Source organism: Xanthomonas arboricola pv. juglandis (assembly GCF_001013475.1).
GTDB classification, from domain to species: Bacteria; Pseudomonadota; Gammaproteobacteria; order Xanthomonadales; family Xanthomonadaceae; genus Xanthomonas; species Xanthomonas arboricola.
The window spans coordinates 304934-330362 of record NZ_JZEF01000005.1 but is presented as its reverse complement, the minus strand read 5'-3'; the positions used below and the strand labels follow the sequence as shown (position 1 = coordinate 330362).

Sequence of the window (25429 nt, the reverse complement as noted above, 5' to 3'; positions counted from 1 at the left end):
GACGCCATGGGGCGATGCGTGAATCAGATCGTCGTGCACTGCCGCCAGCGCACCGCCTCGTCCACGCCGGGGCGCGGATTGAGTTGCACGCGCACGGTGCGCAGGTAGGGATAGCGCTGCAGTTCGCGGCAGATCAACGGCCACGCCGCCGCATCGTCAACCGAGCGATCCACCGCCAGCGTTGCCTGGGTGATCCAGATGCCGCGCACCAGGCCGGGCGTCTGTGCCAGCGCCTTGGACACCTCGCGCTGATAGCCCTGCATGATTGCCGCATCCGGTTCGGCATCGCCTGCCAGTGGCGTCAGTGCAGGCGGTGCGGCTGATGGCGGCGCTGCCTGCGGCGAGCTTGTGCCCTGCGGTGCAGGTGTTGCAGCGACCGCTGCGGTAGTGCGTGGGGCGGCCACCACCGTTGCCTGCTGCGCAGGCGCAGGTGGCTGCACCGGTTGCAAGGCCAGCACCGCGACCAGCGCCAGGGTCGCCAGCGCTGCACCGGCAATAAGGCTGTGACGGATCGCGCGACGGCGCGCCATGCCGACCACGCCGGTTTCCACATCGCCCGGCAGATACGGTTTGAGCAAGGGCCACAGACGCACGCCATCCAGCACTTCGATGGACTGCTTCTCGGCGGCCGCCAGGCCTTCGCGTTCCATGCGGCCCTCGGTCACCATCACGCCGCCGCCCGCGCCGGCCAGCCGCGCCATCGCACCCAGCTCGTTCACCGCTGCCACGCCGATGCGGTAGCCGCGCCCGTGCTTGCAGGCCACCAGGCGCGTGCCGTGCTCGGTCTGCATCATGAAGTCGGCCGTCGGCAGGCCATCCTGCGGCACTTGAGTGGGTTGCCAGCCGCGTTGATCCTGCAGCACGCGCTGCACCACGGCGGAAAAGTCGCGCCAGTGCATCGACGCCAACGCACGCACGCCCTCGCTGGTTTCGTTGGCACGGCGGCGCACCAGCCACACATAGGCGCACACCACCGCCCACAGCAGCAGGGAAACCACAAGCGCCACAGTCCAGGAAGGCATGAGCATCAAGCGAAGGTATGGAACGTATGACGAAGCGGTGCGCCTAGAAGAATCCTTCGCCGTAGATTCGTCAATGGATCGCGGGCGGCGATACTACGCAGCGTGATCCAGATAGCGAAAGACCCGCCAGTCCGAAGCCGTGAGGGGAGGGGAGCAAACGGACTTCGTATTACAGGACTGGCGGGTCCTTCCCGATTGTCTAAAAAATCATGTTGCTTTGCAACATTGCCGAGCCGGCTTATTCACCATCGAACGCAGCGCTACCAGGACTGGAGTTGCCGCTGGCCGAGCCTGCGCCGGTGGTGTCGCTGCTGGCGGCCTGTGCGGCTTGATTGGCGGTGCGGTTGGCGCGCTTGGTCGCGGCGGTATTGGCGCGCACCTGGGCCTTGAGCGATTCCACCTCGCGGCGCAGGTTTTCCAGTTCGTCCTGCTCGGGGATGTTGAGCGTGCGCAGCACGCCCTTGACGCGTTCGTCGAAGGCCTTGCCCAGCTTGTCCCAGCCGCGTACGGCAGTGTCGCGTGCCTGCTCGAACTGGGTCTCCACCTCTTCGCGCAGCTCATCGACGCTTTCGGCCGCCTTGCGCTGGCCGCTGCGCTCGTAGGCTGCGCCTTCGCGCACCAGCGAATCGAACAACTTGCCACCCTCGCTCTGCACCCGTCCCAGCGCACCGAGCCCGGCTAGCCACACCGTCTGCGCCGATTCGCCGAGCCGGCGCGAAATCTGTTCTGCCTGCGCCTGGAAGCCGTGCGCGGCATCGTCGCGCTTGCCGTTCTGATCGTATCCGGTCGTCATGGAATGCTCCTGTGGGTTACCAAAGTGACGTTGCCTTCACCCTAGTCCCGGCACTGCATCGAGCAGGTGAAGCACGCTCAGAGCATCCGCCTGCAACGCGCCGCGCGGGTGACTTGTCGCTGAAGCACCGGCGCGGTCAGGGCCTGGCCAGGCAATCAGGCCGGATCAACGACGCGGCATGCTCAGGCGAGTTTTTCGGCCAGCAGGCGACGGATCTCCGATTCCACCATCGGCTGCATCGCCGACAACAGGAAGCCGAGCTCGGCGGTGACATGTACCTGCTGCGGCAGCAGGGTGATTGCCCCATCCACGCCGGCCCGCGCGATGCGCAAGGTATCGCCTTCCCAATGCGAGGCGACGCCATAGCGATCGGTCAACTTGCGCGCCGCCGCGTCGATCGCTGCGCGGGCCTGGGCCGGCGACAAGGCATGGTCGTGGCGGATATCGATGCTGGACATGGGTTCCATGGGGAAGACGAAAGAAGCGTGCATTGTGCGCATGCGCGGGCCAGGCTCCAAGTGCGGCGCGCGTGTGGCCGAGCAGCGACGCACCTCGGTGCCGTACCTGCGTCGGCCGGACGCCGGTCACATTGTTGGCCGCGGCGCGCGGCAAACCTGCTAGGCTGCGGCGGGTGCGCGATCTGCAAGTTCATTTCACCCACCGGCAGCAGCCGGATCATTCCCTCAAGCCCGGCGTCCACCGGATCGTCCGCCATGCCTCCGGCAGCGTGCGGGTGGTTGCCGATGCGCAGGGTGCGTTGCTGTTGGCGCAGTTCTGCCTGGACCAGCGCGGGCTGTGGCTGCAGGTGGCCAACGGGATCCGCGGCATCCACGTCAACGGACGTCCGGTGCGGCGCATGGCATTGTTGCGCCCCGGCGATGCGATCTACGCCGACGGCGTGGAGATGCTGTTGCGCAGTGCGCCATCGAGCGCCCCGGCCAACGACGTTGCAGACGACGATGCCGGCCTGAGCGAGGTCTGCCTGCTGTTACGCGGGCTGGGCGGCCGCCATCACGGGCGCAGCTTCACGCTGGACCGCTCACGCCTGGTCGGCAGCGACCCGGCGGCGGATATCGTCATCGACGACCCGGCCTTCGCCGCGCAGCACGCGCGCCTGGAACGCCACGGCGACCGCGTGCTGATCCGCGACCTGGGTTCGGAAGAAGGCAGCTGGATCAATGGCGTGCAGGTGCGCGACGGCTGGCTGCAGGCCGGCGACCAGGTCGTGTTCGATGCCCGCCACCGCTTTGTCGTGGAGGTGCCGCGGATCCATCACGGCACCACCTGGGACCTTCCCGAGTCGGAGCCGTTGCCGCCACCACGCGCGCCCGGCGAACCGGCGCGTGCGCCGGTCAAGGTCGCACGCTGGCCATGGCTGCTGCTCAGCGCGGTGTTGCTGGCGGCAGCGTTGAGCGCCTTGCTGTGGTTCGGCGCGCGCTGAGTTTCTTCCAGATCCGCCAGCCCAGCAGCACCGCCAGGATGCCGGCATACAGCGCCGGTTCGCGGATGTCGGATTTCACCAGCCACCAGAAATGCAGCACCGCCAGCAGCCCGATCGGGTAGATCAGCATGTGCAGGCGGCCCCAGTTGCGCTTGAGCCGCCGCATCCAGCCCTGGGTGGAGGTGATCGCCAGCGGCACCAGAAGCAGCCATGCCGCAAAGCCCACGGTGATGTAGGGGCGCTTGAGGATCTCCTCGAAGATCTGCGTCCAGTAGCCGCGCAGATCCAGGCTCAGGTAGGCCGCCAGATGCACGCTGGCGTAGAAGAACGCGTACAGCCCGAGCATGCGCCGGAAACGGATCAGCGTCGCCTGGCCGGTGAGCTGGCGCAGCGGCGTGATCGCCAGGGTGATCAACAGGAAGCGCAGCGCCCACAGCCCGGTGCGGTGCTCGATCTCGGCCACCGGATCGGCGCCCAGCGCATCGCTGCCGGTTTGCCACACCTGCCAGAACTGCCAGCCGAGCAAGGCGATCGGCGTCAGCGCGGCGACGTGCACCAGGGTCTTGGAGGCGATCAGGGATGCGGAGGTCTTGGCCATACGATCTCGAAGAAGGAAGCGATGCCGCGCGGGCATCAACATGCATCGTAGGAGCGCACCCGGGCGCGACGGGCATTCCTGGTAACGCCCGTCGCGCCCGGGTGCGCTCCTACGCGGTGGGCATCACTGCCTTAGAACCACTTCTTCAGATCCATCCCCGCGTACAGCGAGGCGACCTGGTCCGCGTAGCCGTTGAACGGCTTGGTCGCGATGCGCTCGGCGAACAACTTGCTCGCGGTGCCGGCGATACGGCGCTCGGTTTTCTGGCTCCAGCGTGGGTGATCCACCGCCGGATTGACGTTGGAAAAGAAGCCGTACTCGGACGGCTGCAGATCGTGCCACGCGGTCTCGGGCATCTTTTCGACAAAGCGGATTTCCACGATCGACTTGATGCTCTTGAAGCCGTACTTCCACGGCACCACCAGCCGCAGCGGCGCGCCGTTCTGCTGCGGCAGCGGCTTGCCGTACAGGCCGGTGGCCAGCAGGGTCAGCGGATGCATCGCTTCGTCGATGCGCAGGCCCTCGCGGTACGGCCAGTTGATCGAGCGGTAGCGCACGCCCGGCATCTGCTGCGGATCGGCCAGCGTGGTGAATGCCACGTACTTGGCCTTGGAAGTCGGTGCGAAGCGCTTGAGCACCTCGCCCAGCGGCACGCCCGTCCACGGGATCACCATCGACCAGCCTTCCACGCAGCGCAGCCGGTAGATGCGCTCTTCCGCGCTGATGCCCTTGAGCAATTCGTCCAGCGACAGGCTGCCGGGCTTTTCGCATTCGCCGCTGACCTTCACCGACCACGGCGACAGCTTCAGGGTCTTGGCGGCCTTGGACGGGTCGGTCTTGTCGGTGCCGAACTCGTAGAAGTTGTTGTAGCTGGTGACGTCTTCCAGCCGGGTCAGTTCCTCGGCGGTACGGAAGCCGCTGCGTGCCTGCGCCGGGGTCACCACGGTCTTGGGCGGAGGCGGCGGATCGGCCTCGGCACAGCCGGCCACGCCCAGCGCCGGGGTCAGCGCAAACAGCTGCAGCAGCCGGCGTCGGTCGCGGTAGACGGCCTCATCGGTGATCTCGCTGGACGGCGTCTTCAAGACATCGCGAAGGGACATGGCTCGCTCCTGACAGTGGCTGCTGATGAGAATACCGGACCATGGTGATGACGCTGCCGATGGCCTACGCAAACCATACGTCGCCATGGGTGAGAAGGATGCACATGCAACTTTTCTGCAACGCTGCCAAGGCCGGTGTGCTGCGGCATACTAGAAGGCTAGCTCGACAAGGTGTGCCATGACACGCGCGTTCAATTTCAGTGCCGGCCCTGCGACATTGCCGGAATCGGTCCTGCGCCAGGCGCAGGAAGAGATGGTCGAGTGGAACGGCGTCGGCGCCTCGATCGTGGAAATCAGCCACCGCAGCGCCGATTTCATGGCCGTGGCGGCCGCGGCCGAAGCCGATCTGCGCACCCTGTTGTCGATTCCCGACGATTACGCGGTGCTGTTCACTGCCGGTGGCGCCACCACCATCCAGGCGCTGCTGCCGCTGAATTTCGCCGCACCCGGCCAGGCCGCCGACTACGTGATCACCGGCCACTGGGGCAAGACCGCGATCAAGCAGGCGGCCACCTATGTGGATGCGCGCATTGCCGCCGACGGCCAGGCGGGCGGCTTCACCGACATTCCGCCAGTGGCCGGCTGGACCTTGTCGCCGCACTCGGCCTACGTGCACATCACTGCCAACGAAACTATCCACGGCGTCGAGTTCCGCGACACGCCGGCAGTGGGCACGCTGCCGCTGTTTGCCGATTTCAGTTCGTCGATCGCCTCCGAGCCGCTGGATGTCTCGCGCTACGGGCTGATCTATGCCGGCGCGCAGAAGAATCTGGGCCCGGTCGGCATCTCGGTACTGATCGTGCGGCGCGACCTGCTCGAACGCGCCGGCCAGCCGCGTGCGGACATCTTCAACTACGCCTCGCATGCCGCCCGCGATTCGATGCTCAACACGCCACCGACCTGGAACTGGTATCTGCTCGGACTCACCGTGAAATGGATGCTGGAGCAGGGCGGGGTGGACGAGTTCGCCCGCCGCAACGCCGAAAAGGCCGCGCTGGTGTATGGCGCGATCGATGGCTCCGGCGGGTTCTATCGCAACCTGGTCAAGCCGGCGGTGCGTTCGCGCATGAATATCCCGTTCTTCCTGGCCGACGAGCAGCTGGATGCGTTGTTCGTCAGCGAATCCAAGGCGGCCGGTCTGCTGGCGCTGAAGGGGCACAAGGCGGTCGGCGGCATTCGCGCCTCGCTCTACAACGCGATGCCGGTGGCGGGCGCGCAGGCGCTGGCGAGCTTCATGCACGACTTCCAGCAGCGTCACGGCTGAGTCTTCTCTTCGACCGCGGCGCATGCCGCGCAGGCGCATGCGCCGTAATTTCAAGGAATGCCGAGCGATGGCTCCCAAGTCCAGCAAGCCCACTGCCGCCACCGGCGGCAAGACCAAACCGGCAGGCAAGTCCGCCGCCAAGTCCGCGGCCAACGCCTCAGACAAGCGCGCGATCAAGCCTGCCACGGCTGCGCCGGTGCTGGCCGATGTGCGCGCCAAGATCGACGAGATCGACCGCACCATCCAGGCATTGATCGCCGAACGCGCCAACTTTGCCCACCAGGTCGGCAAGGCCAAGGGCAAGCTCGCCGCAGCGGTGGATTACTACCGGCCCGAGCGCGAGGCGCAGGTACTGCGCATGGTGGTGGACCGCAACGAAGGCCCGCTCAGCGATGAAGTGCTGGTGCACGTGTACCGCGAAATCATGTCTGCGTGCCTGGCCCAGCAGGAGCCGTTGAAGATCGGCTATCTCGGCCCGGAAGGCACCTTCAGCCAGCAGGCGGTGCTCAAGCACTTCGGTCGTTCGGCAGTCGGCCTGCCGATGGCAACCATCGAGGAAGTGTTCCAGGAAGTGGAAGCGGGCAATGCCGATTTCGGCGTGGTGCCGGTGGAAAATTCCGGCCAGGGCACCATCCAGGTCACCCTGGACATGTTCCTGACCTCCAACCTGAAAATCTGCGGCGAAGTCGAACTGCGCGTGCACCAGTACCTGCTCTCGCGCAACGGCCGGCTGGAAGACATCGAGCGTATCTACGCGCATTCGCAGTCGTTTGCGCAGACCGCCGGTTGGCTGCGTTCGCACCTGCCCAAGGTCGAGAAGATCGCCGTCTCCAGCAATGCCGAAGGCGCACGCCGCGCCCGCAATGCCGAGGATGCCGCGGCGATCGGCGGCGAGAGCGCCGCGCATGTGTATGGCTTGAAGAAAGTCATCATGAAGTCGATCGAAGACGACGACGACAACACCACGCGTTTTCTGGTGATCGGCCGGCAGATCTTTCCCACCTCCGGGCATGACCGCACCTCGGTGCTGGTGTTCATCCACGACAAGCCGGGTGCGTTGTTCGACGTGCTCAGCCCGTTCGCGCGGCATGGCATCAGCATGAACCGCATCGAGTCGCGTCCCTCGCACCAGGCCAAGTGGGAATACGGCTTCTTCATCGACCTGGCCGGCCATGTGGAAGACGAGGCGATGAAGCAGGCGCTGGCCGAACTGGAAGCGCACTCGGCGCAGATCAAGGTGCTGGGCTCGTACCCGGTCGCCATTCCGTGAGCGCCGGGCGTCACGCCAGCGCCGTCCTGACGGGCGCGCCGTCACCGGCCGAGGTGACGGCAGCGCCACGACACTCTTCAACGTGCATCGCCGCACAGGGCGATGCCGCAGCAATCGGATCACACGCATGAGCAGCAGCACACACCACTGGATCGCCCGGCAGGGCAGCGCATTGCAGGGCAGCCTGGCAATCCCCGGCGACAAGTCGGTCTCGCATCGCGCAGTGATGTTCGCCGCGCTCGCCGATGGCGTCTCGCAGATCGAAGGCTTTCTCGAAGGCGAAGACACGCGCTCCACCGCGGCCATTTTCGCCCAGCTCGGTGTGCGTATCGACACGCCGTCGGCATCGCAGCGCATCGTGCACGGCGTCGGCGTGGATGGCCTGCAGCCGCCTAGCCAGGCGCTGGACTGTGGCAATGCCGGCACCGGCATGCGTCTGCTCGCCGGCCTGCTGGCCGCGCAGCGCTTCGACAGCGTGCTAGTGGGTGACGACTCGCTGTCCAAGCGCCCGATGCGGCGCGTGACCGGCCCGCTGGCACAGATGGGCGCGCGCATCGACACCGAGGACGACGGCACCCCGCCGTTGCGTGTGCACGGCGGCCAGACCTTGCATGGCATCGACTTCGTCTCGCCGGTGGCCAGTGCGCAGGTCAAATCCGCGGTGTTGCTGGCAGGCCTGTATGCGCAGGGAGAGACGTCGGTCAGCGAGCCGCATCCCACCCGCGATTACACCGAGCGCATGTTGTCCGCGTTTGGCGTTGAGATCGATTTCTCGCCCGGCAAGGCGCGGTTGCGCGGTGGTCAGCGTCTGCGCGCCACCGATATCGCGGTGCCTGCCGATTTCTCGTCGGCGGCGTTCTTTATCGTGGCAGCCAGCATCATTCCCGGTTCGGAGGTGCTGCTGCGTGCAGTGGGCCTGAATCCACGTCGCACCGGGTTGCTGGCGGCACTGCGGCTGATGGGCGCAAATATCGCCGAAGAACGTCATGCCGAACATGGCGGCGAGCCGGTGGCGGATCTGCGCGTGCGCTATGCGCCGCTGCAGGGCGCGCAGATTCCCGAAGCGCTGGTGCCGGACATGATCGACGAATTCCCGGCGCTGTTCGTGGCCGCCGCTGCGGCAACCGGGCAGACGGTGGTCACCGGCGCTGCCGAACTGCGGGTCAAGGAGTCCGACCGCCTTGCAGCCATGGCCACCGGGCTGCGCGCGCTGGGCGTGCGAGTGGACGAAACCCCGGATGGTGCCACCATTCACGGCGGCAGCATCGGCAGCGGCGTGATCGAAAGCCACGGCGATCACCGCATCGCGATGGCGTTTGCCATTGCCGGGCAGCTGTCCACCGGCAGCGTGCGGGTCAATGACGTGGCCAATGTCGCAACCTCGTTCCCGGGCTTCGACAGCCTGGCGCGGGGCGCCGGTTTCGGGCTTGAAACGGCCTGAGTAGTGAAACGGCTTCAGTAGGAAAGGCGGGCAGTTGTCTTGCTGGTTGAGGACTGCTCTTCGGATGAGGAGCGGTCGACCAAAGGCGTTGTAACGCCTGTCAGTCAACGCTTGGATACCGTATTACAGCCAGCACGGCGCCACTGCGATCCGACTTGGTTGATGATCCCGCTCAGTGCTCGGCGGTGAACTCCACCGGCACCTGCACGCTGCTGACGACGGCGTGGCCATCGCGGGTGGCTGGCTTGAAACGCCACTGACGTAAGCTGTCCATCACCGCTGCATCCAGGCGCGGGTCATTGCTGCCGCTGCGATCGACGATGCTCACATCGCTCACCCGGCCTTGCACGTCCAGCTGCAGTCGCGCGGTGCGGCTGCCTGCGATCCCGGCCTGCGCGATGTCCGACGGGTAGCTCGGCACCGCATTGCCCGGCAGCGGAATCGCTTCTTGGGTGCTGATCGCCGCGCGCGCGGGTTGGTGCGCGATCATGGTCATCGCACGCGGACCCTCCGAGGTCGGCAGGATCTGGCGACTGGCCGCAGGCGCGGGGCGCGTGTCGGTCGCAAACGATTCATCGCTATTGCGGGCCCACCACCAGGTCGGCACCACCACCAGCAACGCCAGCAGGGTCGCCCACAGCCATGGCGAGGCGCCGTCGGCCGTGTCGTCGCCCGCATTGTCTTGCGCATGCACGGGGCGGGGCGGCAGTGCCTGGGTAGGGTGTGACGAAGGATTGGAGATGAAGGACATGGCCGGCCTCCTGGCGCATCTTTGGGATGACGTGGCCAGTCTGGTCGGCCTTGCCTGAGGGCCAGCTAAGGCAGGGCGCTCAGGAAGGTTTAAACGGCGGTAGACATTCAGCTTGGTCAAGCCGAGTCAGCGTCTGGTTCGCCCCGCCTTGTCCGGTTAACGCGCAGTGGTGTTCGTCGATTGCGGCAGTCCGGCCGCGTCGTGTGCGGTGCGCACGACGCGGCGTATCGGCGGGGCTTACTGCGCCGGCTTGAACTCGAACGGGATATCCAGACTGCCGGCAATCGGCTGGCCGTTGCGCTGGGCCGGATGAAAGCGCCAGTGACGCACCGCTTCCATCGCGGCGCGGTCCAGATCGCGCGAGCCGCTGCGTTGCACCAGCGTCACCCCGCCTGGGTTGCCCGCTGCGTCTACGTCCACCCGCACCACCACATCGCCGGCGTCGCCGCGACGCAAGGCAGCCGAGGGATAGCGTGGCGGCGGCATCTGGCCCTGCATCGGCACCGGGCGATCTCCGCCTGCGGCCGCCGCGGCGTTTGCCGGTGCTGCGCCCGGCGCGCCGGGAACCGCGTCCTCCGGCAAGGGCGTCGGCGCGGGCGGGGCTGGCGGTGCAGTTTCCACCAGTGTCGGGGCTTCTTCCGTTGGCTTGGCCTGCGGCATGTCACTGGCGCCGTCCTGGGCCGGCAGTGGCGCGGGCAGCGGCTGGATGTTGTCGTCGGCCTGCGCACCTGCAGCCGGTTGCGCCGGCGAGGCCTTGTAGAAGTCGTCCTTGCGGCCGGTGGCCCATACCAGCAGGAACAGCAGCAGGCCGGCAACGAAGGCGATACCGGCAATTTTCAGGGTGTGGCGGGGCAGACGCAGGACAATCTGCCGATCGGACGCAGGGCGGGGCGCGGGCATAGGGCTCACCTGTAAGGATCGGGCCAATTCTGGCATAGCGGCGGTGAATCGATCGCAGCAGGTGGCGGAACAGGCGATAATCTCGCGCTTCCTACCGACACACAGACTCCCGATGCTAGATCCGGCCCTGCTTCGCCAACATCCCGCCGACCTTGCCGAGCGCCTGCGCAGCACGCGCAGTTTCTCCCTGGACACCGCGGAACTGGAGTCGCTGGAAAGCGAGCGCAAGCGCATCCAGGTGCGCACGCAGGAACTGCAGAGTCAGCGCAACTCCAAGTCCAAGGCGATCGGGCAGGCCAAGGCCAAGGGCGAGGATGTCACTGCGCTGATGGCCGAAGTGGCCGGTTTCGGCGATGAGCTCAAGGCCTCCGAAGACGCGTTGGAGGTGATTCGCGCCAAGCTGGAGACCATCGCGCTGGGCCTGCCCAATCTGCCGGCCGACGACGTGCCGCAGGGCAAGGACGAGAGCGAGAATGTCGAGCAGTCGCGCTGGGGCACGCCGCGCCAGTTCGACTTCCCGGTCAAGGACCATGTGGAACTCGGTGCGCCGCACGGCTGGCTGGACGGCGAGACTGCCGCCAAGCTGTCGGGTGCGCGTTTCACCGTGCTGCGCGGGCCGGTCGCGCGGCTGCATCGCGCGCTGGCGCAATTCATGCTCGACCTGCACGTTGGCGAACATGGCTATGAAGAAACCAATGTGCCGCTGCTGGTCAATGCCGAATCGATGCGCGGCACCGGGCAACTGCCCAAGTTCGAGGACGACCTGTTTCAGACCGAAGTGGGCGAGTCGCGCCGCTATCTGATCCCCACCTCGGAAGTGCCGCTGACCAATATCGTGCGCGACGAAATCGTCGATGCCGAGCGTCTGCCGTTGCGCATGACCGCGCACTCGATGTGCTTCCGCGCCGAAGCCGGCAGCGGTGGCCGCGACACGCGCGGCATGATCCGCCAGCACCAGTTCGAAAAGGTCGAACTGGTCACTGCCTGCGCACCGGAACACAGCGATGCCGAGCATCAGCGCATGACCCGCTGCGCCGAAGTGGTGCTGGAAAAACTCGGCCTGCCGTATCGCAAGGTGCTGCTGTGCACCGGCGACATGGGCTTCTCGGCAATCAAGACCTACGATTTGGAAGTGTGGCTGCCTTCGCAGGACACCTATCGCGAGATTTCGTCGTGCTCGAACTGCGGCGATTTCCAGGCGCGGCGCATGCAGGCGCGCTGGCGTAACCCGGCCAGCGGCAAACCGGAGCTGCTGCACACGCTCAACGGCTCCGGCACCGCCGTTGGCCGCGCGATGATCGCGGTGATGGAGAACTACCAGAACGCCGACGGCTCGATCGATGTGCCCGAGGTGCTGCGTCCGTATATGGGCGGGATCGAGCGGATCGGATAAGAGCGGCCGAGGCACCGGCTGCGCGGTGTCCAGACGGGCGCGGCCGATGCCTGGAATGGGCGTGCGTCTTCATGTTCGATTCCGGGCAGGCAGGCAGCCTCTACTGGCGACTGCCAGCTCCGGCTCGCTCGTCAGCCTTGTTGAGCATGTTGTAGGTGCGGCCGCTCAGCTGCCAAAGTTGCGGTGGGGTAGCTGTTGAAAATATTGATCAAGAACGGGGCCATCACTGGCCCCGTTTGCATTTTCATGGCGCACGGCCTGTTGCGTCGCCTGAAAGATCCCGGCGGATCTAGCGAGCGCTACCTGCCGACATCTGTGCCGGGTGCTGGGCGTTGCCTTGGTAAAAAAGATGAAGCTCCATGCGCAAGAGTTCGATGGTCTGGCTGCAAGGAACTACATTTCTGATGTATCAGGTCGTTGCTCTGTTGGAATAAAGGTGATTAAATATCGCTTATCGTTCTATCCATGGATGCCTGCGCCATGCACGACCTGAATGACCTGTATTACTTCGCGATGGTGGTGGACCACGGCGGCTTTGCCGCGGCCGAGCGTGCGCTCGGGATCCCCAAGTCGCGGCTGAGCCGCCGTATCAGCCAGCTCGAAACGGATCTTGGCGTGCGCCTGCTGCAGCGCTCCACGCGCCGCTTTGCGGTCACCGACGTCGGCACCAGCGTGCATCGGCACGCGCAGACCATGCTGGCCGAAGCCCAGGCCGCACGCGAGGTGGTGGATCGTCTCAGTGCCGAGCCGCGCGGTCTCGTACGTGTGAGCGTTCCGGTCTCGCTGGCGCAGATCCAGCTGCCCAAGCTGTTGCCGGAATTCCTGGCCAAGTACCCCAAGGTGCGGCTGCAGCTCAACATCAGCAATCGCCGCGTCGACGTCATCAACGAAGGCTACGACATCGCGCTGCGCGTGCGATCGCGCCTGGATGATGACGGCAGCCTGGTGATGCGCAGCTTCGGTCAGGTGCAGGAGTTGCTGGTGGCCAGCCCCAAATACCTGGACCGCGCCGGGCGTCCCAAGGACCCGAGCGAGCTGGCCAACCACACCACCATGAGCACCAGCGAAGACGAAGCGCACCAGCGCTGGGAACTGCACGGCCCCAACGGCGAGATGCGCCGCGTGGACCTGCAGCCGCGTCTGGCCGGCTTCGATTTCCCGCTGCTGCAGTCGATGGCGCGCGATGGCTTCGGCATCACCATGCTGCCGGAAACCGTGTGCGCCCAGGCAGTGCGCAGCGGCGAGCTGGAAGTGGTGCTGCCGCACTGGTCGCTGCCGCAAGGCATCTGCCACGCGGTATTCGCCTCGCGCCGCGGCCTGCTGCCGGCGGTGCGGGTGTTTATCGACTTCCTGGCCGAACACCTGCCGCAGGAAATCGAACGCTCGCGCCTGGATTGCGGCGGCAACTGCGCCGAGCTGGCCGAAAAGCTCAAGCGTGCGGCCGCGACTGCACCGCGTCTGGCCGTGGCTGAAGCCGGCTGAGTGCCGTGCCTGTTCGTGGCTGAAGCCGGCCAGGCGCTGCGCCTGGTTGTCGACGTGGGCACATCAGCGCTGTCGCCTTGCAGCGCTGCGTAATCGAGAACGCTGCGTAACCCGGCAAGCGGAACCGCTTGGCAGCGCTGTGCAGCTCAACAACACGTGGCGCTTAGCAAAGCGCGTCCGGGCATGCGAGAATGCGCGCCCGGGAGCAATCCCGGGTAGATGGCGCCGCTCAATGCCGCGTCCATCGACATACGTCACCCGCATCGCGCGTGGCGCAAGCGTGATCACGCGACGCTTCGGCGGTCACGCAAAGCAGCATCGGAGAGATGGCCGAGCGGTTTAAGGCACCGGTCTTGAAAACCGGCGAAGGGTCAAACCTTCCGTGGGTTCGAATCCCACTCTCTCCGCCATATGTCGCTGCAGAGCACTAAGACGCCCGCTTTTTTCGAGACCCGCCGATTCGTCATGGCAGGCAGTGCCGTGCCGTTTGCAGCGGACCGTGCGCAGGGCAGCTGCCAACCGATCTGGCCAACGCGTCTGCAAATCTCTGCCGTCTGTCTCTGCGCAGCAGCTGGTTCATGTCCATCATCTGCTTGCCGTCCCCGCGATTGCTGCAGCCGATGCTGAGCAACGCCGGGACGGCCTTTCCACGCGGTCAAATTCGCCATGGGCGCTTCCAATGTCCGGTCGACATCATCGTCCTCGTCGCGTCTTTCGCATGATTGGCGCTCGCTCTTTGCTTAGTGCTGCCTGCAGCATCGGCTGTTGCGGCTGACAGTATTCCGCCCGGGGATTGGTGCGGAATCCTATCCACCAGCGGCGGCACAGGGCCGGTTTATGCCGTTCTGAGAGCGCGCGCAGGCAGGTGCTTTGACTACCTGGATCGGTGCCAACGATAGAGGCTACTGCCGGCGGCTCAGCGACAGCCAAGCCAGGATGCAGATGCGTCCCGATGGCAGCGCCGTGCTTTCGCTGCTCTTGAATGATCAACGCGATATGGCGTTGTTTGAGCGGGTGCCCTGACCTCGATGCAGGTGCAGGCTGCCAGCGCGACAACATCGCCGTCTTTCAAACAGTGATTACTGTGTGTCGGCGTGCTGATGGAAGTTAATCCTTGCGGCAGCGAGCGAGGAACAACATCAAGGACGTGGCCTGGCTATAAATTGTTCATGAAGTGATCAAGATCAGCCGCCTGCAAGGACTGCCGTGGGTTTTCTCCAAGGAAGCGGCAGCTTCGACTAGAAAAACGAAAGGAATGCCGGGCGTAGGCTGGATCGCGCGTCTATTTGCCATTGCCATTGCAAGGGCCGCACAGAGTAGGCGTGCGGCCCTCGACAAGTGACTGTCCCTGGCTTCGACGGAGCGTAAACAGCGGGTGTAGCACATTGGCCTGACCAGCCATAAAGCCAGGAACCTCATGAACGCGCCCGTCGAATATCGCCCCGATCTGGAAACGCCCAGCGTCAGCGAGCAGGAAACCATTCATTCCCTGGAAGCGCTGTTCGTTGACATGGCAACGACCGTGGCGGAAAAGGAAGGGCATGCGCACCGCGCAGTTCATGCGAAAGGGCAGGGCCTGTTTACCGCCAGGCTCAGCGTATTCAACGATCTGCCCGAAGAGCTGCGACAAGGCCTGTTCGCAGGGCCTGGGCAATACGATGCTTACATCCGCCTGTCATCGCCACCTGCAGAGCAACTGAGCGATGCTGTGTCCACTCCGCGTGCCCTGGCGTTGAAGGTGTTGGGTGTCAGCGGCGAGCGCGTCGAGGGCGGAGACGAGAAGCACAGCCAGGATTTCTTGATGGTCAACGGCCCTTCTTTCACCACCCCGGGTCCCGACGGGTTCTTGCGTAACTTCCGCGTGCTGGCGACGACCACGGAAAAGGCGCCGGGCGCCAAGGCGGCACTTTCGAAAGTGCTTCGGGGTGTCGAGCACACGCTTGAAAAGATCGGCGGGGGAAGCGGCCGCATCAAGCAGATGGGCGGACAGCCGCAGGTTCATCCGCTGGGCGAGACGTTTTTCTCGCAGGTGCCGTACCTCTACGGGCGTTACGTCGCCAAGTTCTCGCTGGCGCCGGTGTCCAGCAATCTCGTTGAACTCGATGGGCAGGAAGTTGGCGACTCCCAGGACGCGCAGCGCGAGGCCGTTCATCACGCCATCAGCACCCTGGACAGCCCGGCCGAGTGGGAGCTGCGCGTGCAGCTGTGCCGGGACATGGAGAAGATGCCGGTCGAGGATGCGTCGATAGAGTGGCCGCAATCCATCAGCCCCTTTGTGGCGGTCGCGCGCGTGGTGGTCGAACGCCAGGCCGGTTGGGACGGAGAGAACTCGCAGCAGCTGGAAGACCGCATCGCCTTCTCGCCTTGGCATGCCTTGGCCGCGCACCGGCCGCTGGGTGCCATCAACCGGGCGCGCCGTATCGTGATGGCAGCCTCGCGCCGATTCCGCTCCGAGTTCAATCGCTGCCCGATCCACGAGCCGACTGGCGTCTAGCCGTCCTCGCTGCTTGCCTCGTGTCATGCAGTCTCTCTGCATCCGCGGGCCGGAGTGCCCCGGATCGCAGCTGGCAGGCAAGGATTTTGACAAGTCGTTGAGCGACTGCGGCGACCAGCTTGGCATGCCAGGGTGACCGCCGCCACGTTTGGCAAGGAGGAGCAGAGCGCCGGCTTGATCCACTGACTGGTGCTTCTGCCTAGCTGAATGCTCGACTCATCCAGGTTGGTGGATCGGGAAAGAACCATCAAGAACGGCCGATTGCTGCCGCTAGGGACGCATCCCCAACGCAAGCAGCAGAGGCCGCTATGTTTTTCTCCGACAGCCACAAGGTGGACGCACTGACCAAGGCGGTTGATGCCACGTTGAAAGGCGGCAGTGCGCAGTGGCCCAACAACGGATCGGCTCTGCTGCTCAAGAAGATGGCCGAACGCTTGTATGCGGCCCAGCAGGAGCGCGACCTGGCCAAGGCCCAGGCGGAAGACGCGGCCACCGCATTGCGCCATCTGGAGGGCCGTTTCGAGCTGGTCGCCAGCGGTACGACCGACGGGCTCTGGGATATTGGCGTCATTGCCGGCGATCCCAGCCACCCCGACAGCCCTGTGTGGTGGTCGCCGCAGATGCGTCGGCTGCTGGGCTTTGCCTCTGAACAGGATTTTCCCAATGTCCTGGACAGCTGGGTTGCATGCCTGCACCCGGATGACAAGCAGCCGACGCTGGATGCCTTTGCGGCGCACCTTGCCGATCGCAGCGGTCGAACGCCCTACGACGTCGAAAACCGCCTGCGTCTGAAATCCGGCGAATATCGCTGGTTCCGCGCATTCGGCACCACCGAGCGCGATGCGCAAGGCTTGCCGCTCCGTGTGGCGGGTTCGCTCACCGATATCACCGAGCGCCGCGAGCGCGAGCAGTTCCTCGACATCACGCTGACGCGCTTCGAGCTCGGCTCACAGATGCTCAGCGACGGCTTGTGGGACATGAGCGTGATCGCAGGTGACCCGATCAATCCGAATAACGAATTCTGGTGGTCGCAGCAGTTCCGCCATCTGCTCGGCTTCGAGTCCGAGCAGGACTTCCCCAACGTGCTCGATAGCTGGGCGTCACGGCTGCACCCGGAAGACAAGGAGCGTTCTTTGAACGCGTTCGCGGCGCATTTGAACGACCGCAGTGGCCGCACCAACTTCGATATCGAGTATCGCCTGCAGCTCAAGAACGGCCAGTACCGCTGGTTCCGCGCACGCGGCCTGACCAAGCGCGCTGCCGATGGCACGCCGTTGCGCGCGGTTGGAGCATTGATGGACGTGGAAGCCGGGCGTCAGCTGGGCGAGGTGGCAAACACGCTCAGCAGTGCGGCAGGCGACATCGTGCGCAGCAACGATGACCTGTCGCGGCGCACGGAGCAGCAGGCGGCGGCGCTCGAGGAGACTGCAAGCTCCATGGAGGAGATGACCAGCATCGTTCGCAAGAACGCCGAAGGTGCGCGTCAGGCCAATTCGCTGGCGAGCAAGGCCGCGGAGACCGCGTTGCATGGCGGTGAGCTGGTCAATGGTGTCGTCAGCACCATGGCGGCAATCCAGGCGTCGTCGCGGAAGATTGGCGAAATCATCACCGTCATCGATGGCATCGCGTTCCAGACGAATATCCTTGCCCTGAACGCGGCCGTGGAAGCGGCGCGGGCCGGCGAGCAGGGGCGTGGCTTTGCGGTCGTCGCGTCCGAGGTGCGCAGCCTTGCGCAGCGCTGCACCATGGCGGCCAAGGAGATCCGCGACCTGATCGCCGATTCGGGTGCGAAGGTGGGGCAGGGCGCGGAGCAGGTCAACGTGGCGGGCAAGGCCATGGAAGAACTGCTTTCCTCGGTGCGGCAGGTCAACGACATCATGAGCGGCATTGCCGCGGCCAGTCACGAGCAGAGCGCTGGCATCGAGCAGATCAATCAAACCATCTCGCAGATGGATGCAGCGACCCAGCAGAATTCCGCTTTGGTTGACACCATGGCATCGTCGGCCCGCGCACTTGAGGATCAGGCGACTGCGTTGGTGGAGAGTGTTGCCAACAGCTCACGCAGCGTCGCTGGCAAGGCGAAGCTCGCATTGGCCGCATAACGCGTGCAGCCAGTGCCGCCCTGCGACCTGGTAATGCCGGGAAGCAGGGCGGTGCACTGGAAACCAGAATGCGTTCAATGGCTTTTCTACGCTCGGCCTGAAAAGGCGCCCGGTCTAGACCGATCGCCTGAAATGTTTCATCGAGCAGGTGCGGTGTCGATGCGTGCGCCGGTCGCGAATGAGGCTCTCTGGATTTTTCCATCGACCACCTCGTAGAGGCATAGCATCTCAACAAGGCCGATCCCGTCTGAAAAGTTGCGGGTGATGCGCTCCGCGTCGGCGACGATGTTGCCGACGACGGTCCGCGACAACAGCTGCGCATGCAGGTCCGGCTCTTGAAAGCGGGCCAGAAACCGCTCGCGAAGCATGGCATGCCCCTTGGCCAGCTGTGGTCCGTGCAAGGTGTAATGCTCGGCATCGTCAGCATAGGTAGCCAGCAAGGCGTCGATATCCTTGGCGTTGTAGGCATCAAGCTGCGCTTGAACGATCGAGAGCACGCTATCGGTGGTCATGTCTGGACAATCTGCTCATGCAGCGGAGGACAAGGCGCTATCGTCCAGCATCTACGGAGGACATGCCAAGGATTTGCTGGCAGTGAGGCACACCGAAGCAAGCGGGGTCCTGGTAGGTATTTGCTAGTACCAACCCAGATACAGCGTCGCAATGCCCCAGGTATCGATCAAGCCATGCGCCAGGATCATCGCCCTGAGGTTGCGTCGTGATCCCAGATAGACATAGCCGAACAAGGCGCCGACAAGCCCGGTCAGCAGCACCCCTGAGATGCCTTGGGTCAGGTGCATCGCGCCAAACAGGGCTCCCCCTGCCACTGCCGCCATCACGCGTCCGCCACGATAGTGGCCCAGCAGGTGATCGAGGTGATGCATCAGGAACGCACGGAAGGCCAGTTCCTCGCCAAGCGCCGCGCTGAGCCAGGCGCCGCCTGCCAGGTGGGCGGCCGCGTTGACGTTGCCAAGCAGTGCGCCGTAGCCGCTGTAGTCGGCCTTGGTCCCGGTCAGCGCATCGATCAGCGGTTGCACGAACGGATTGATGACGCCGATGACCAGTGCGAGCAGCAGCAGCGTCCAGCCTAACCAGGCGCGAGACGGCTGAGGCCTTAATCCGCAGGCACTCAGCGAGCGCGTTTCCAGCCAGACCAGGGCAATCCCTAGAATGCCGACAAGCGGCATCCGCCAGGGAAACTGCACCCAGCGGTAGTGCGCCAGTGCGAGAATGACTGCGATCGCTGCGATGCGTGCCAGAGGATGTCCCAGTGCAGGAATGCCCGGGTGGGGATGTGCGCTTGAGGAGCCTTGTTGAAACATGCTGGACGAAGGGATCGAGTAGGTCCTCGAACGGTAACCACGGGAGCGACAAGCGTCCTGTGCCAGAGGGCATGGGTTGCTGACTACGAAGAGGGAGAGACATGCGCTGTTTCAGGCGCTCGACCGTGATCCGCACATTGAAGTGGGGCCGGCCGATGTCGCCGTGTGCGGTGAAGATGCTGCTGGTAGCAGCTGATTTCAACATTCATCACTGATGGGTTTGCACTGAGTTCAAGCAAGGTCTGCATCAGCACAGCGTTTCAGTTGGCAGCTGCTCCACGTTCTCATTTAAGTTTCTGGTGGAGTGGTGGCCGGGTATTCGTTTCTGGTTGGGCTGCAAATCGCTCCGAAGTGACGACGTCCCTGGTGCCTTCGCCGTGCGGCCCTGCTTGCCTGATCACAGCTTGAGCATTGATTGCCGCGCTCAACGTCAGCTGGTATCGATCATCTCAAGCGATGGTTCTTCGTTATAGAAACTGCGTTGGCTAGTGGTCACCGCTGACGTCTGTCACGCAGTGCTCTGCTTGAACTCGGCATCACCTTGCTTGTTCAGCTGTGTTTGCGCCGACCGGCAAAACGCACCACCAAGGGCATGAGGATCCGGATACGCTATGCGCTTCCCACAGCGTTGTTGAAAGGTATGGAGCAGTTGAACGAGCAATGGATGACAGCGGTTGTGGATGCTTTGAGCGACCTGCAGGCAGCAAGGGTGGCTCAGGGCGCGGTGCTTGAGGCCCTGGTTGCTTCGCATCCATCCCCGGTGCTGCTGATGCGTTGTTGGGATCGCCTTTCCTCCTCCTTGGTTGCGACCGTTTCGCAACACAAGGCCTCCTCGACAATGGCAAAGCCGATCGAGGCGTATACGCTTGAGCAGTTGGCAGCGTGGACGGATCGAATGGAGCGCTGTTTTCCCCAGGTCAGAGGGCAATCCTAGCCCGGACTACTGCAAGGCAGCGCTTGCCATTCCGCTCGACGCACAGCACCTGGCCATCCAGTGCATAGCGTAGTCATACGCCGCGCCTGGATCAGCGAAGGCAACAATGAGCAGTTGCCAGCAGTGCAGTGTGCTGGCGCCGGACTCAAGCCGGCCGTCAAGCGCCTGTCCTCAGCCTTGGCGGCTATCAGCGTTGCGTGACAGGGCGGGCGCTCTGCCTTGACGCGCTGGACTTTACTGACGCATGCCAATCGCCAAACGATTGAATGCGGCCATCAGCGCGATGGCAAAGCTCAGGTCAGCGATCTCGGGGTCACTGAAATGGGCTTTCAGAAGAGCAAAGTCATTATCAGGGGCTCGGCTGTTTGCAATCTCTGTCAGTGACTCGGTCCACCCCAGGGCCACGCGCTCACGTTCGCTGAAATGTGGACTCACCCGCCACCCGGCCAGGCTGTCCAACTTGGCGTCGGGCATGCCGCCGGTCCGTAATGCAGCAGCGTGCATTTCCAGGCAGAAGGCGCAGCCATTGAGTTGCGAAACGCGCAGGTAGACAAGTTCAATCAAGGGCTTGCCGAGGCTGCTTTTCTCCAGTGCCTTCTTGGTGATGCCAAATCCTTTATAGGCATCTGGAGATAGGGTTTGGTAAGGCAAACGAGGTGTGTTCACGCAGAATCCAGTCTTGAGTCAGTGGCAGCAAGCAGCCGTTTTTAGGAGGCAAACCCGCTGATGCTGCCGTTGCGCCAATGAGGCCGCAGAACAGGGATTAGCGGCGAGCAATGCTCGGGTGCCCGGCGGAACTTCAGCCGCATCTTGTGCGACCACGCCTACTTTAGGAGACTGATGTCCCAGCTGGATGGGGCAAGAATTGAAGATTCGAGTGGGACATGAGTGACAGGGGCAGTGCGAGCCGGCGCGCGACTTGCCGATGTTTCTGCAGTTGTATTGGCGCTACCGAAACGCAATTGCGCAAGGCGGGCTGCGCCCGGGTGACCGGGTGCCTTCGGTGCGCAGTCTCGCCAGCGAAGTAGGGGTTGCGCGTGGAACGGTAGAGAAGGCTTACGAGTTGCTCGTGAGTGAGGGCTACTTTCTGACCAGGGGGCCAGCCGGAACCGTGGTGTCGCCCATGGCAGGCAGCGTGGGTGCTGGCCGGCGTCAGCGTCACTCTCCGCCGCGCGTGGCGCCTCCGCTGGACACGTCGTCTGCAGGCGTGCTCAGCAAGCCCTTCCAACTCGGCGTGCCGGCGTTCGATGCATTCCCCAGCAAGGTGTGGAAACGCCTGGCGGGGCGTCACCTGCGCTCGCTGGATACGGCAGCCATGGCCTACCCCGAAGCGGCAGGTTATGAGCCGCTACGCCGTGCGATTGCCAACTACCTGGTCAGCGCTCGAGGCGTTGCCTGCACATACGAACAGGTGTTCGTGACCGCAGGCTACCCGGGTGCCCTGGACTTGATCTGTCGCACCCTGCTGAAAACAGGGGATGTCGGCTGGTACGAAGATCCAGGCTATCTGTTCGCCCGCCAGTTCCTGCAGCGCTCCGGGATGCAGCTGCAGCCGGTGTCAGTAGACGAGGAGGGCTTGAACGTAGGCGAAGGTCTGAAGCAAAGCCCCGGGGCTCGATTCGCCGTGGTCACACCTGCCCATCAAAGCCCGACGGGCGTGGCACTGTCATTGCCTCGCCGCCTGCAACTGCTGGACTGGGCCAGACAGGCCAATGGATGGGTGATAGAAGACGACTACGACAGCGAATTTCGTTACCACGGCCGGCCCCTCCCGGCGCTCAGTAGCCTGGATGACAATGATCGCGTGCTCTATACGGGGTCTTTCAGCAAGGTGCTTTTCCCTGGTCTACGCCTGGCCTATCTGGTCGTCCCCAAGGCCCAGACCGAACGTTTCACCGATGCAGCCGGGCAGCTTGGCGGCGTGGGATCTTTCGTGTCACAGGCCACGGTCGCCGAGTTCATGGAGCAAGGGCACTTCTGCCGTCACTTGCGCAAGATGCGCACGCTCTACAGTCAGCGGCGCAGCTATTTGGTCGATGCGCTCAGCGATATCTTTGGCTCCCGCATGGCGATCCAGCCCCAGGCAGGAGGACTCCAGGTGCTGGTCTATCCCGCGACGGGGCAAAGCGATGCGCTGCTGGCGCAGGCCGCCCAAGCACGCGGACTGCCACTCCAGGCATTGAGCAGGTGGCGAATGCGGCCCTCATCGTCCGGCGGTTTGCTGATGGGATTCTCAGGCTTTGCAACGCAAGAACAAGCGTATGCCTCGGTTCAACGGCTACGAGCAGCGCTGGATGACGTGTGGGCGCCTGCAGGGCCTCGCGTTCGTGCTGCATCGCCCCGGGCCTGAAGCACTTTGATCAACGGCCTCCCTGAAAGCGAAAGGTGAAGCGCATGTCCGACGTGGAGGCCGTTGCCGAGTCTGCTGGCGGGGCAGTGGCGGCGAGCAACGTCAACTGGCCATCGGCCACAGGCACCGGAACGCCAAGGGTGAGATCGATCTGTTTGGACCAGCCGCCGCCGAGCACGGTGGCCCTGACGATCAGCCGGCCCGCCACGACGCACTGCACCCCGGCCGGGCAACGGCTGTCTTCGATGACGCGGTCGGGACGAACCTTGGGGCCATCGACCGACGCGATTTCTCCCAGCCGTACCGGGCCTTCGATGGGCTGGCTGGTGATGGGCCCAGCTGCCGCGCACGCGGCAAGCCAGGCGACCAGAAGCGTTGCAAGCACCAGCCTGCGGAAGGGGCGGAGACGTTCCATGGCGGCAATCATGCCCGTGTGCTGAGGAGATGCAAACTGATGTCTCGGTGCACTGTGCGGATGTAGCGACCACATCACTGCGATGCAGCGTCATTTCGCCATGGTGCGCTCGCGCAAGTTTCAGCATTGCGCGAGCGCAGGCAGCAACACGGCCAGTCACTAAGGATCGCGCCACCCGGCCAGTCAGATCACCGAGGCATTGACCTTGAACACCTCGACCGCCTGCGTCAGCTGGGTCGAATGCGCTTCCAGCGAACGCGCCGCCGTGCTCGCGGCTTCGACCAGGCTGACGTTCTGCTGGGTGGTTTCGTCCATCTGGGCGATGGTCAGGTTGACCTGTTCGATGCCGCCGGCCTGTTCCTGCGAGGCGGCGGAGATGTGGCCCATGATGTCGGTGACATGCTGGACGCTGGTGACGACCTCGCCCATGGTGGTGCCGGCCTTGTGCACCAGCGTTGCACCGTCGGCGACGCGTTGCACGGAGTCGTCGATCAGGCGTTTGATCTCCTTGGCGGCGTCCGATGAGCGGTGCGAGAGGGTGCGCACTTCCGAGGCCACCACGGCGAAACCGCGGCCTTGTTCATCGGCGCGTGCGGCCTCGACGGCGGCATTGAGCGCAAGGATGTTGGTCTGGAAGGCGATGCCGTCGATGACCGAGATGATGTCGGCGATGCGCCTGGACGAGGCTTCGATGCCGGACATCTGTTCGATGACCTGGCCAACCACGTCGCGTCCCTCCGAGGCAATGGCGGCGGCGCCCAGCGCGAGCTGATTGGCACGGCCGGCGTGCTCGGCATTCTGCTTGACGGTGGAGGTCAGCTCTTCCATCGAGGCGGCGGTTTCTTCCAGGCTGGCGGCCTGCTGTTCGCTGCGGCGGGACAGTTCCTGGTTGCCGCTGGCGATGTCTTCGGCGGCAAAGCCGATGCTGTTGGAGGTGGTCTGGATATGCGTGACGATGTCGGTCAGGCGATGCACGGTGCTGTTGGCATCGTCGCGCATGGAGGCGAACACGCCGTGGAAGTTGCCGGTCATGCGCACGGTCAGGTCGCCATCGGCGATGCACCGCAGCAGGTCGGAAAACCTGGCCAGGTTGGTGTCGGAGGTGGCCATCATGGTGTTGAGGTTTTCGACCATCAGGCGGAAGTCGTGTTCGAACTTTTCCGGCTGGCCGCGCAGCGCGAAGTTGCCGGCGCAGGCAGCCTGGGTGAGCTGCTGGATCTGCGCGTTGATGGCGCGCAGGTTCTGCTTGACCTGCTGCATGGTGGCGGTGATGGCGGCCTTTTCGCCGGGGTATTGCTCGATTTCGGGGGCCAGGTCGCCGATGGCATAGCTGCCCATGACCTCGGTCATGCGCAGCTGGGTCTGCACGTGCGCATGCACCAGTGCGTTGGTGTCCTGCACCATGTGCCCGTATTCGCCGGGGAACTGCTGGGCGTCGGTGCGGTAGCTGATCTCGCCGGCATCGTGGCGGGCCGCCATGCTGCGTTGGGCGGAGATCACATCCTGCAGGCGGCGCTGCATCTGTTGCATGGCGCGCAGCAGCTGGCCGGATTCGTCCTTGCTGGTGGGCAGGTCCTGGCTGCGCAGGTCGCCGTCGTTGATGCGCTCGGCCAGCCGCAGCGATTGGCGCAAGGGCAGCACCACGCTGCGGGTCAGCAACCACGCAATGGTGGCGCCCAGCAGCAAGGCGATGACGGTGGAGACCACCATCAGCATTGCAAAGCCGCGCGCGGTGGTCACCGCGTCCTTGGCGGCCGCGCGGTTCTTGGCCTCCTGCAGGTCGATGAAGGCGTTGATGCTGGCCAGCCAGGCGACGAAGGCGGGGCGCGCCTGCTGCAGCAGGCGTTGTTCGGCATGCGGCTTGTCGGCGCCATCGCGGAACGCGCGCACCTGCGCGATCAACGGCATGGTGCGCTGCTCGACGGCCTTGATCCGCTGGAGGATGGCCTTTTCTTCCGCGTCCGTGGAGGCGGCGATCATGTCGTCCAGTGGCTTGGCGGAGCGGGCGTAGTCCGCGGCGAGCTTGTCGATCGATTGTTCTGCCGTGTGCCGCTCTGCGGGGTCGTCCAGCAGCACGACATCGCGCAGGGCGATCGCGCGGTCGTGCACGCTGCCGCGGAAATTGATCGCATAGCGTTGCTTGACGCTGTTCACTTCGTTGATGGCGGTGAGCTGCTGGTCGATGCTGCGCACGCGCTGGATGCCGACGACGGTGATGATCACCATCAGGACAATGATCGCGAGGAAGCCGAGGGCCAGGCGCTGACCGATGCGCAGATTCGAAAGCAGGGACATAGGGAGTTTGATCGGTGATCCGGCGAGCGGAAGAGCGGGGAGAATCCCAGCAACAGCTGGGA

The 25429-nt window shown here is 64.5% G+C and carries 22 protein-coding genes and 1 tRNA gene; 11 read left to right on the top strand and 12 right to left on the bottom strand.

Annotated features, from left to right (window positions below):
• Positions 1-23: 23 nt before the first annotated feature.
• The 3 genes from XARJCFBP2528_RS18615 to XARJCFBP2528_RS18605 form a co-directional block, all read right to left on the bottom strand.
• Positions 24-1028 carry a restriction endonuclease gene (locus XARJCFBP2528_RS18615; protein WP_016904648.1) on the bottom strand — a complete coding sequence of 335 codons (1005 nt, stop codon included), beginning with the start codon at positions 1026-1028 and terminating at the stop codon, positions 24-26.
• 232 nt (positions 1029-1260) lie between these two features.
• Positions 1261-1815 (bottom strand): phasin family protein, encoded by a 555-nt coding sequence (locus tag XARJCFBP2528_RS18610; RefSeq protein ID WP_016904649.1) that lies wholly within the window; start codon positions 1813-1815, stop codon positions 1261-1263.
• A 182-nt stretch (positions 1816-1997) separates the two neighbouring features.
• Positions 1998-2273, bottom strand: a complete 276-nt coding sequence (locus XARJCFBP2528_RS18605) for a polyhydroxyalkanoic acid system family protein (RefSeq protein ID WP_026064847.1) — start codon at positions 2271-2273, stop codon at positions 1998-2000.
• Between the two features lie 173 nt (positions 2274-2446).
• Here XARJCFBP2528_RS18605 and XARJCFBP2528_RS18600 point away from each other — a divergent pair, with 173 nt between their 5' ends.
• Positions 2447-3256 carry an FHA domain-containing protein gene (locus tag XARJCFBP2528_RS18600; protein ID WP_016904651.1) on the top strand — a complete coding sequence of 270 codons (810 nt, stop codon included), beginning with the start codon at positions 2447-2449 and terminating at the stop codon, positions 3254-3256.
• Here the strand turns inward: XARJCFBP2528_RS18600 and msrQ are convergent.
• Positions 3198-3854 (bottom strand): protein-methionine-sulfoxide reductase heme-binding subunit MsrQ, encoded by a 657-nt coding sequence (gene msrQ / locus XARJCFBP2528_RS18595; protein WP_016904652.1) that lies wholly within the window; start codon positions 3852-3854, stop codon positions 3198-3200. The two genes, XARJCFBP2528_RS18600 and msrQ, sit on opposite strands and share 59 nt — an antisense overlap.
• Before the next feature lie 131 nt (positions 3855-3985).
• Positions 3986-4954, bottom strand: coding sequence for a protein-methionine-sulfoxide reductase catalytic subunit MsrP (gene msrP / locus XARJCFBP2528_RS18590; protein WP_024940184.1), 969 nt, complete (start codon positions 4952-4954; stop codon positions 3986-3988).
• 178 nt (positions 4955-5132) lie between these two features.
• On the opposite strand from msrP, the gene serC reads away from it, so the two are divergent.
• The 3 genes from serC to aroA all read left to right on the top strand — a co-directional run bounded on the left by serC (position 5133) and on the right by aroA (position 8929).
• Positions 5133-6218, top strand: a complete 1086-nt coding sequence (serC, locus tag XARJCFBP2528_RS18585; RefSeq protein ID WP_016904699.1) for a 3-phosphoserine/phosphohydroxythreonine transaminase — start codon at positions 5133-5135, stop codon at positions 6216-6218.
• Between the two features lie 67 nt (positions 6219-6285).
• Positions 6286-7488, top strand: coding sequence for a prephenate dehydratase (gene pheA, locus XARJCFBP2528_RS18580; RefSeq protein ID WP_016904700.1), 1203 nt, complete (start codon positions 6286-6288; stop codon positions 7486-7488).
• Between the two features lie 127 nt (positions 7489-7615).
• Positions 7616-8929, top strand: coding sequence for a 3-phosphoshikimate 1-carboxyvinyltransferase (aroA, locus tag XARJCFBP2528_RS18575; RefSeq protein ID WP_016904701.1), 1314 nt, complete (start codon positions 7616-7618; stop codon positions 8927-8929).
• A 172-nt stretch (positions 8930-9101) separates the two neighbouring features.
• Here the strand turns inward: aroA and XARJCFBP2528_RS18570 are convergent, their stop codons facing one another.
• Both XARJCFBP2528_RS18570 and XARJCFBP2528_RS18565 read right to left on the bottom strand, forming a co-directional pair.
• Positions 9102-9569, bottom strand: coding sequence for an energy transducer TonB (locus tag XARJCFBP2528_RS18570; RefSeq protein ID WP_026064861.1), 468 nt, complete (start codon positions 9567-9569; stop codon positions 9102-9104).
• Between the two features lie 348 nt (positions 9570-9917).
• Positions 9918-10580, bottom strand: a complete 663-nt coding sequence (locus XARJCFBP2528_RS18565) for an energy transducer TonB (protein WP_016904703.1) — start codon at positions 10578-10580, stop codon at positions 9918-9920.
• A 112-nt stretch (positions 10581-10692) separates the two neighbouring features.
• Here XARJCFBP2528_RS18565 and serS point away from each other — a divergent pair, with 112 nt between their 5' ends.
• From serS to XARJCFBP2528_RS18540, 5 genes are all read left to right on the top strand, one after another.
• Positions 10693-11973: a serine--tRNA ligase gene (serS, locus tag XARJCFBP2528_RS18560; RefSeq protein WP_039812592.1), complete on the top strand. Its 1281-nt coding sequence runs from the start codon at positions 10693-10695 to the stop codon at positions 11971-11973.
• 465 nt (positions 11974-12438) lie between these two features.
• Positions 12439-13455 carry a LysR family transcriptional regulator gene (locus XARJCFBP2528_RS18555; protein ID WP_016903391.1) on the top strand — a complete coding sequence of 339 codons (1017 nt, stop codon included), beginning with the start codon at positions 12439-12441 and terminating at the stop codon, positions 13453-13455.
• 320 nt (positions 13456-13775) lie between these two features.
• Positions 13776-13865 (top strand) — tRNA-Ser (locus tag XARJCFBP2528_RS18550).
• Positions 13866-14872: 1007 nt separating this feature from the next.
• The gene (locus tag XARJCFBP2528_RS18545; protein WP_016903390.1) at positions 14873-15949 is read left to right on the top strand and encodes a catalase family protein; all 1077 of its coding nucleotides are present in this window, start codon (positions 14873-14875) and stop codon (positions 15947-15949) included.
• A gap of 308 nt (positions 15950-16257) precedes the next feature.
• The gene (locus tag XARJCFBP2528_RS18540; RefSeq protein ID WP_016903389.1) at positions 16258-18051 is read left to right on the top strand and encodes a methyl-accepting chemotaxis protein; all 1794 of its coding nucleotides are present in this window, start codon (positions 16258-16260) and stop codon (positions 18049-18051) included.
• A 137-nt stretch (positions 18052-18188) separates the two neighbouring features.
• Here XARJCFBP2528_RS18540 and XARJCFBP2528_RS18535 read toward each other — a convergent pair whose 3' ends face one another.
• Positions 18189-18563 carry a nuclear transport factor 2 family protein gene (locus XARJCFBP2528_RS18535; RefSeq protein ID WP_016903388.1) on the bottom strand — a complete coding sequence of 125 codons (375 nt, stop codon included), beginning with the start codon at positions 18561-18563 and terminating at the stop codon, positions 18189-18191.
• Between the two features lie 123 nt (positions 18564-18686).
• Complete coding sequence (locus XARJCFBP2528_RS18530) at positions 18687-19238, bottom strand: CPBP family intramembrane glutamic endopeptidase (RefSeq protein WP_016903387.1); 552 nt, start codon at positions 19236-19238, stop codon at positions 18687-18689.
• 676 nt (positions 19239-19914) lie between these two features.
• On the opposite strand from XARJCFBP2528_RS18530, the gene XARJCFBP2528_RS18525 reads away from it, so the two are divergent.
• Complete coding sequence (locus XARJCFBP2528_RS18525; protein ID WP_308633148.1) at positions 19915-20307, top strand: hypothetical protein; 393 nt, start codon at positions 19915-19917, stop codon at positions 20305-20307.
• A 234-nt stretch (positions 20308-20541) separates the two neighbouring features.
• On the opposite strand, the gene XARJCFBP2528_RS18520 is transcribed toward XARJCFBP2528_RS18525, so the two are convergent.
• Entirely contained in the window at positions 20542-20973 is a 432-nt protein-coding gene (locus XARJCFBP2528_RS18520) for a carboxymuconolactone decarboxylase family protein (RefSeq protein WP_039812582.1), read from the bottom strand.
• Positions 20974-21232: 259 nt separating this feature from the next.
• Here XARJCFBP2528_RS18520 and pdxR point away from each other — a divergent pair, with 259 nt between their 5' ends.
• The gene (gene pdxR / locus XARJCFBP2528_RS18515) at positions 21233-22657 is read left to right on the top strand and encodes a MocR-like pyridoxine biosynthesis transcription factor PdxR (RefSeq protein WP_016903384.1); all 1425 of its coding nucleotides are present in this window, start codon (positions 21233-21235) and stop codon (positions 22655-22657) included.
• 10 nt (positions 22658-22667) lie between these two features.
• Here pdxR and XARJCFBP2528_RS22895 read toward each other — a convergent pair whose 3' ends face one another.
• Together XARJCFBP2528_RS22895 and XARJCFBP2528_RS18505 are read right to left on the bottom strand one after the other, a co-directional pair.
• Positions 22668-23084: a hypothetical protein gene (locus XARJCFBP2528_RS22895; RefSeq protein WP_016903383.1), complete on the bottom strand. Its 417-nt coding sequence runs from the start codon at positions 23082-23084 to the stop codon at positions 22668-22670.
• A gap of 171 nt (positions 23085-23255) precedes the next feature.
• Complete coding sequence (locus XARJCFBP2528_RS18505; RefSeq protein ID WP_016903382.1) at positions 23256-25367, bottom strand: methyl-accepting chemotaxis protein; 2112 nt, start codon at positions 25365-25367, stop codon at positions 23256-23258.
• Positions 25368-25429 lie beyond the last annotated feature (62 nt).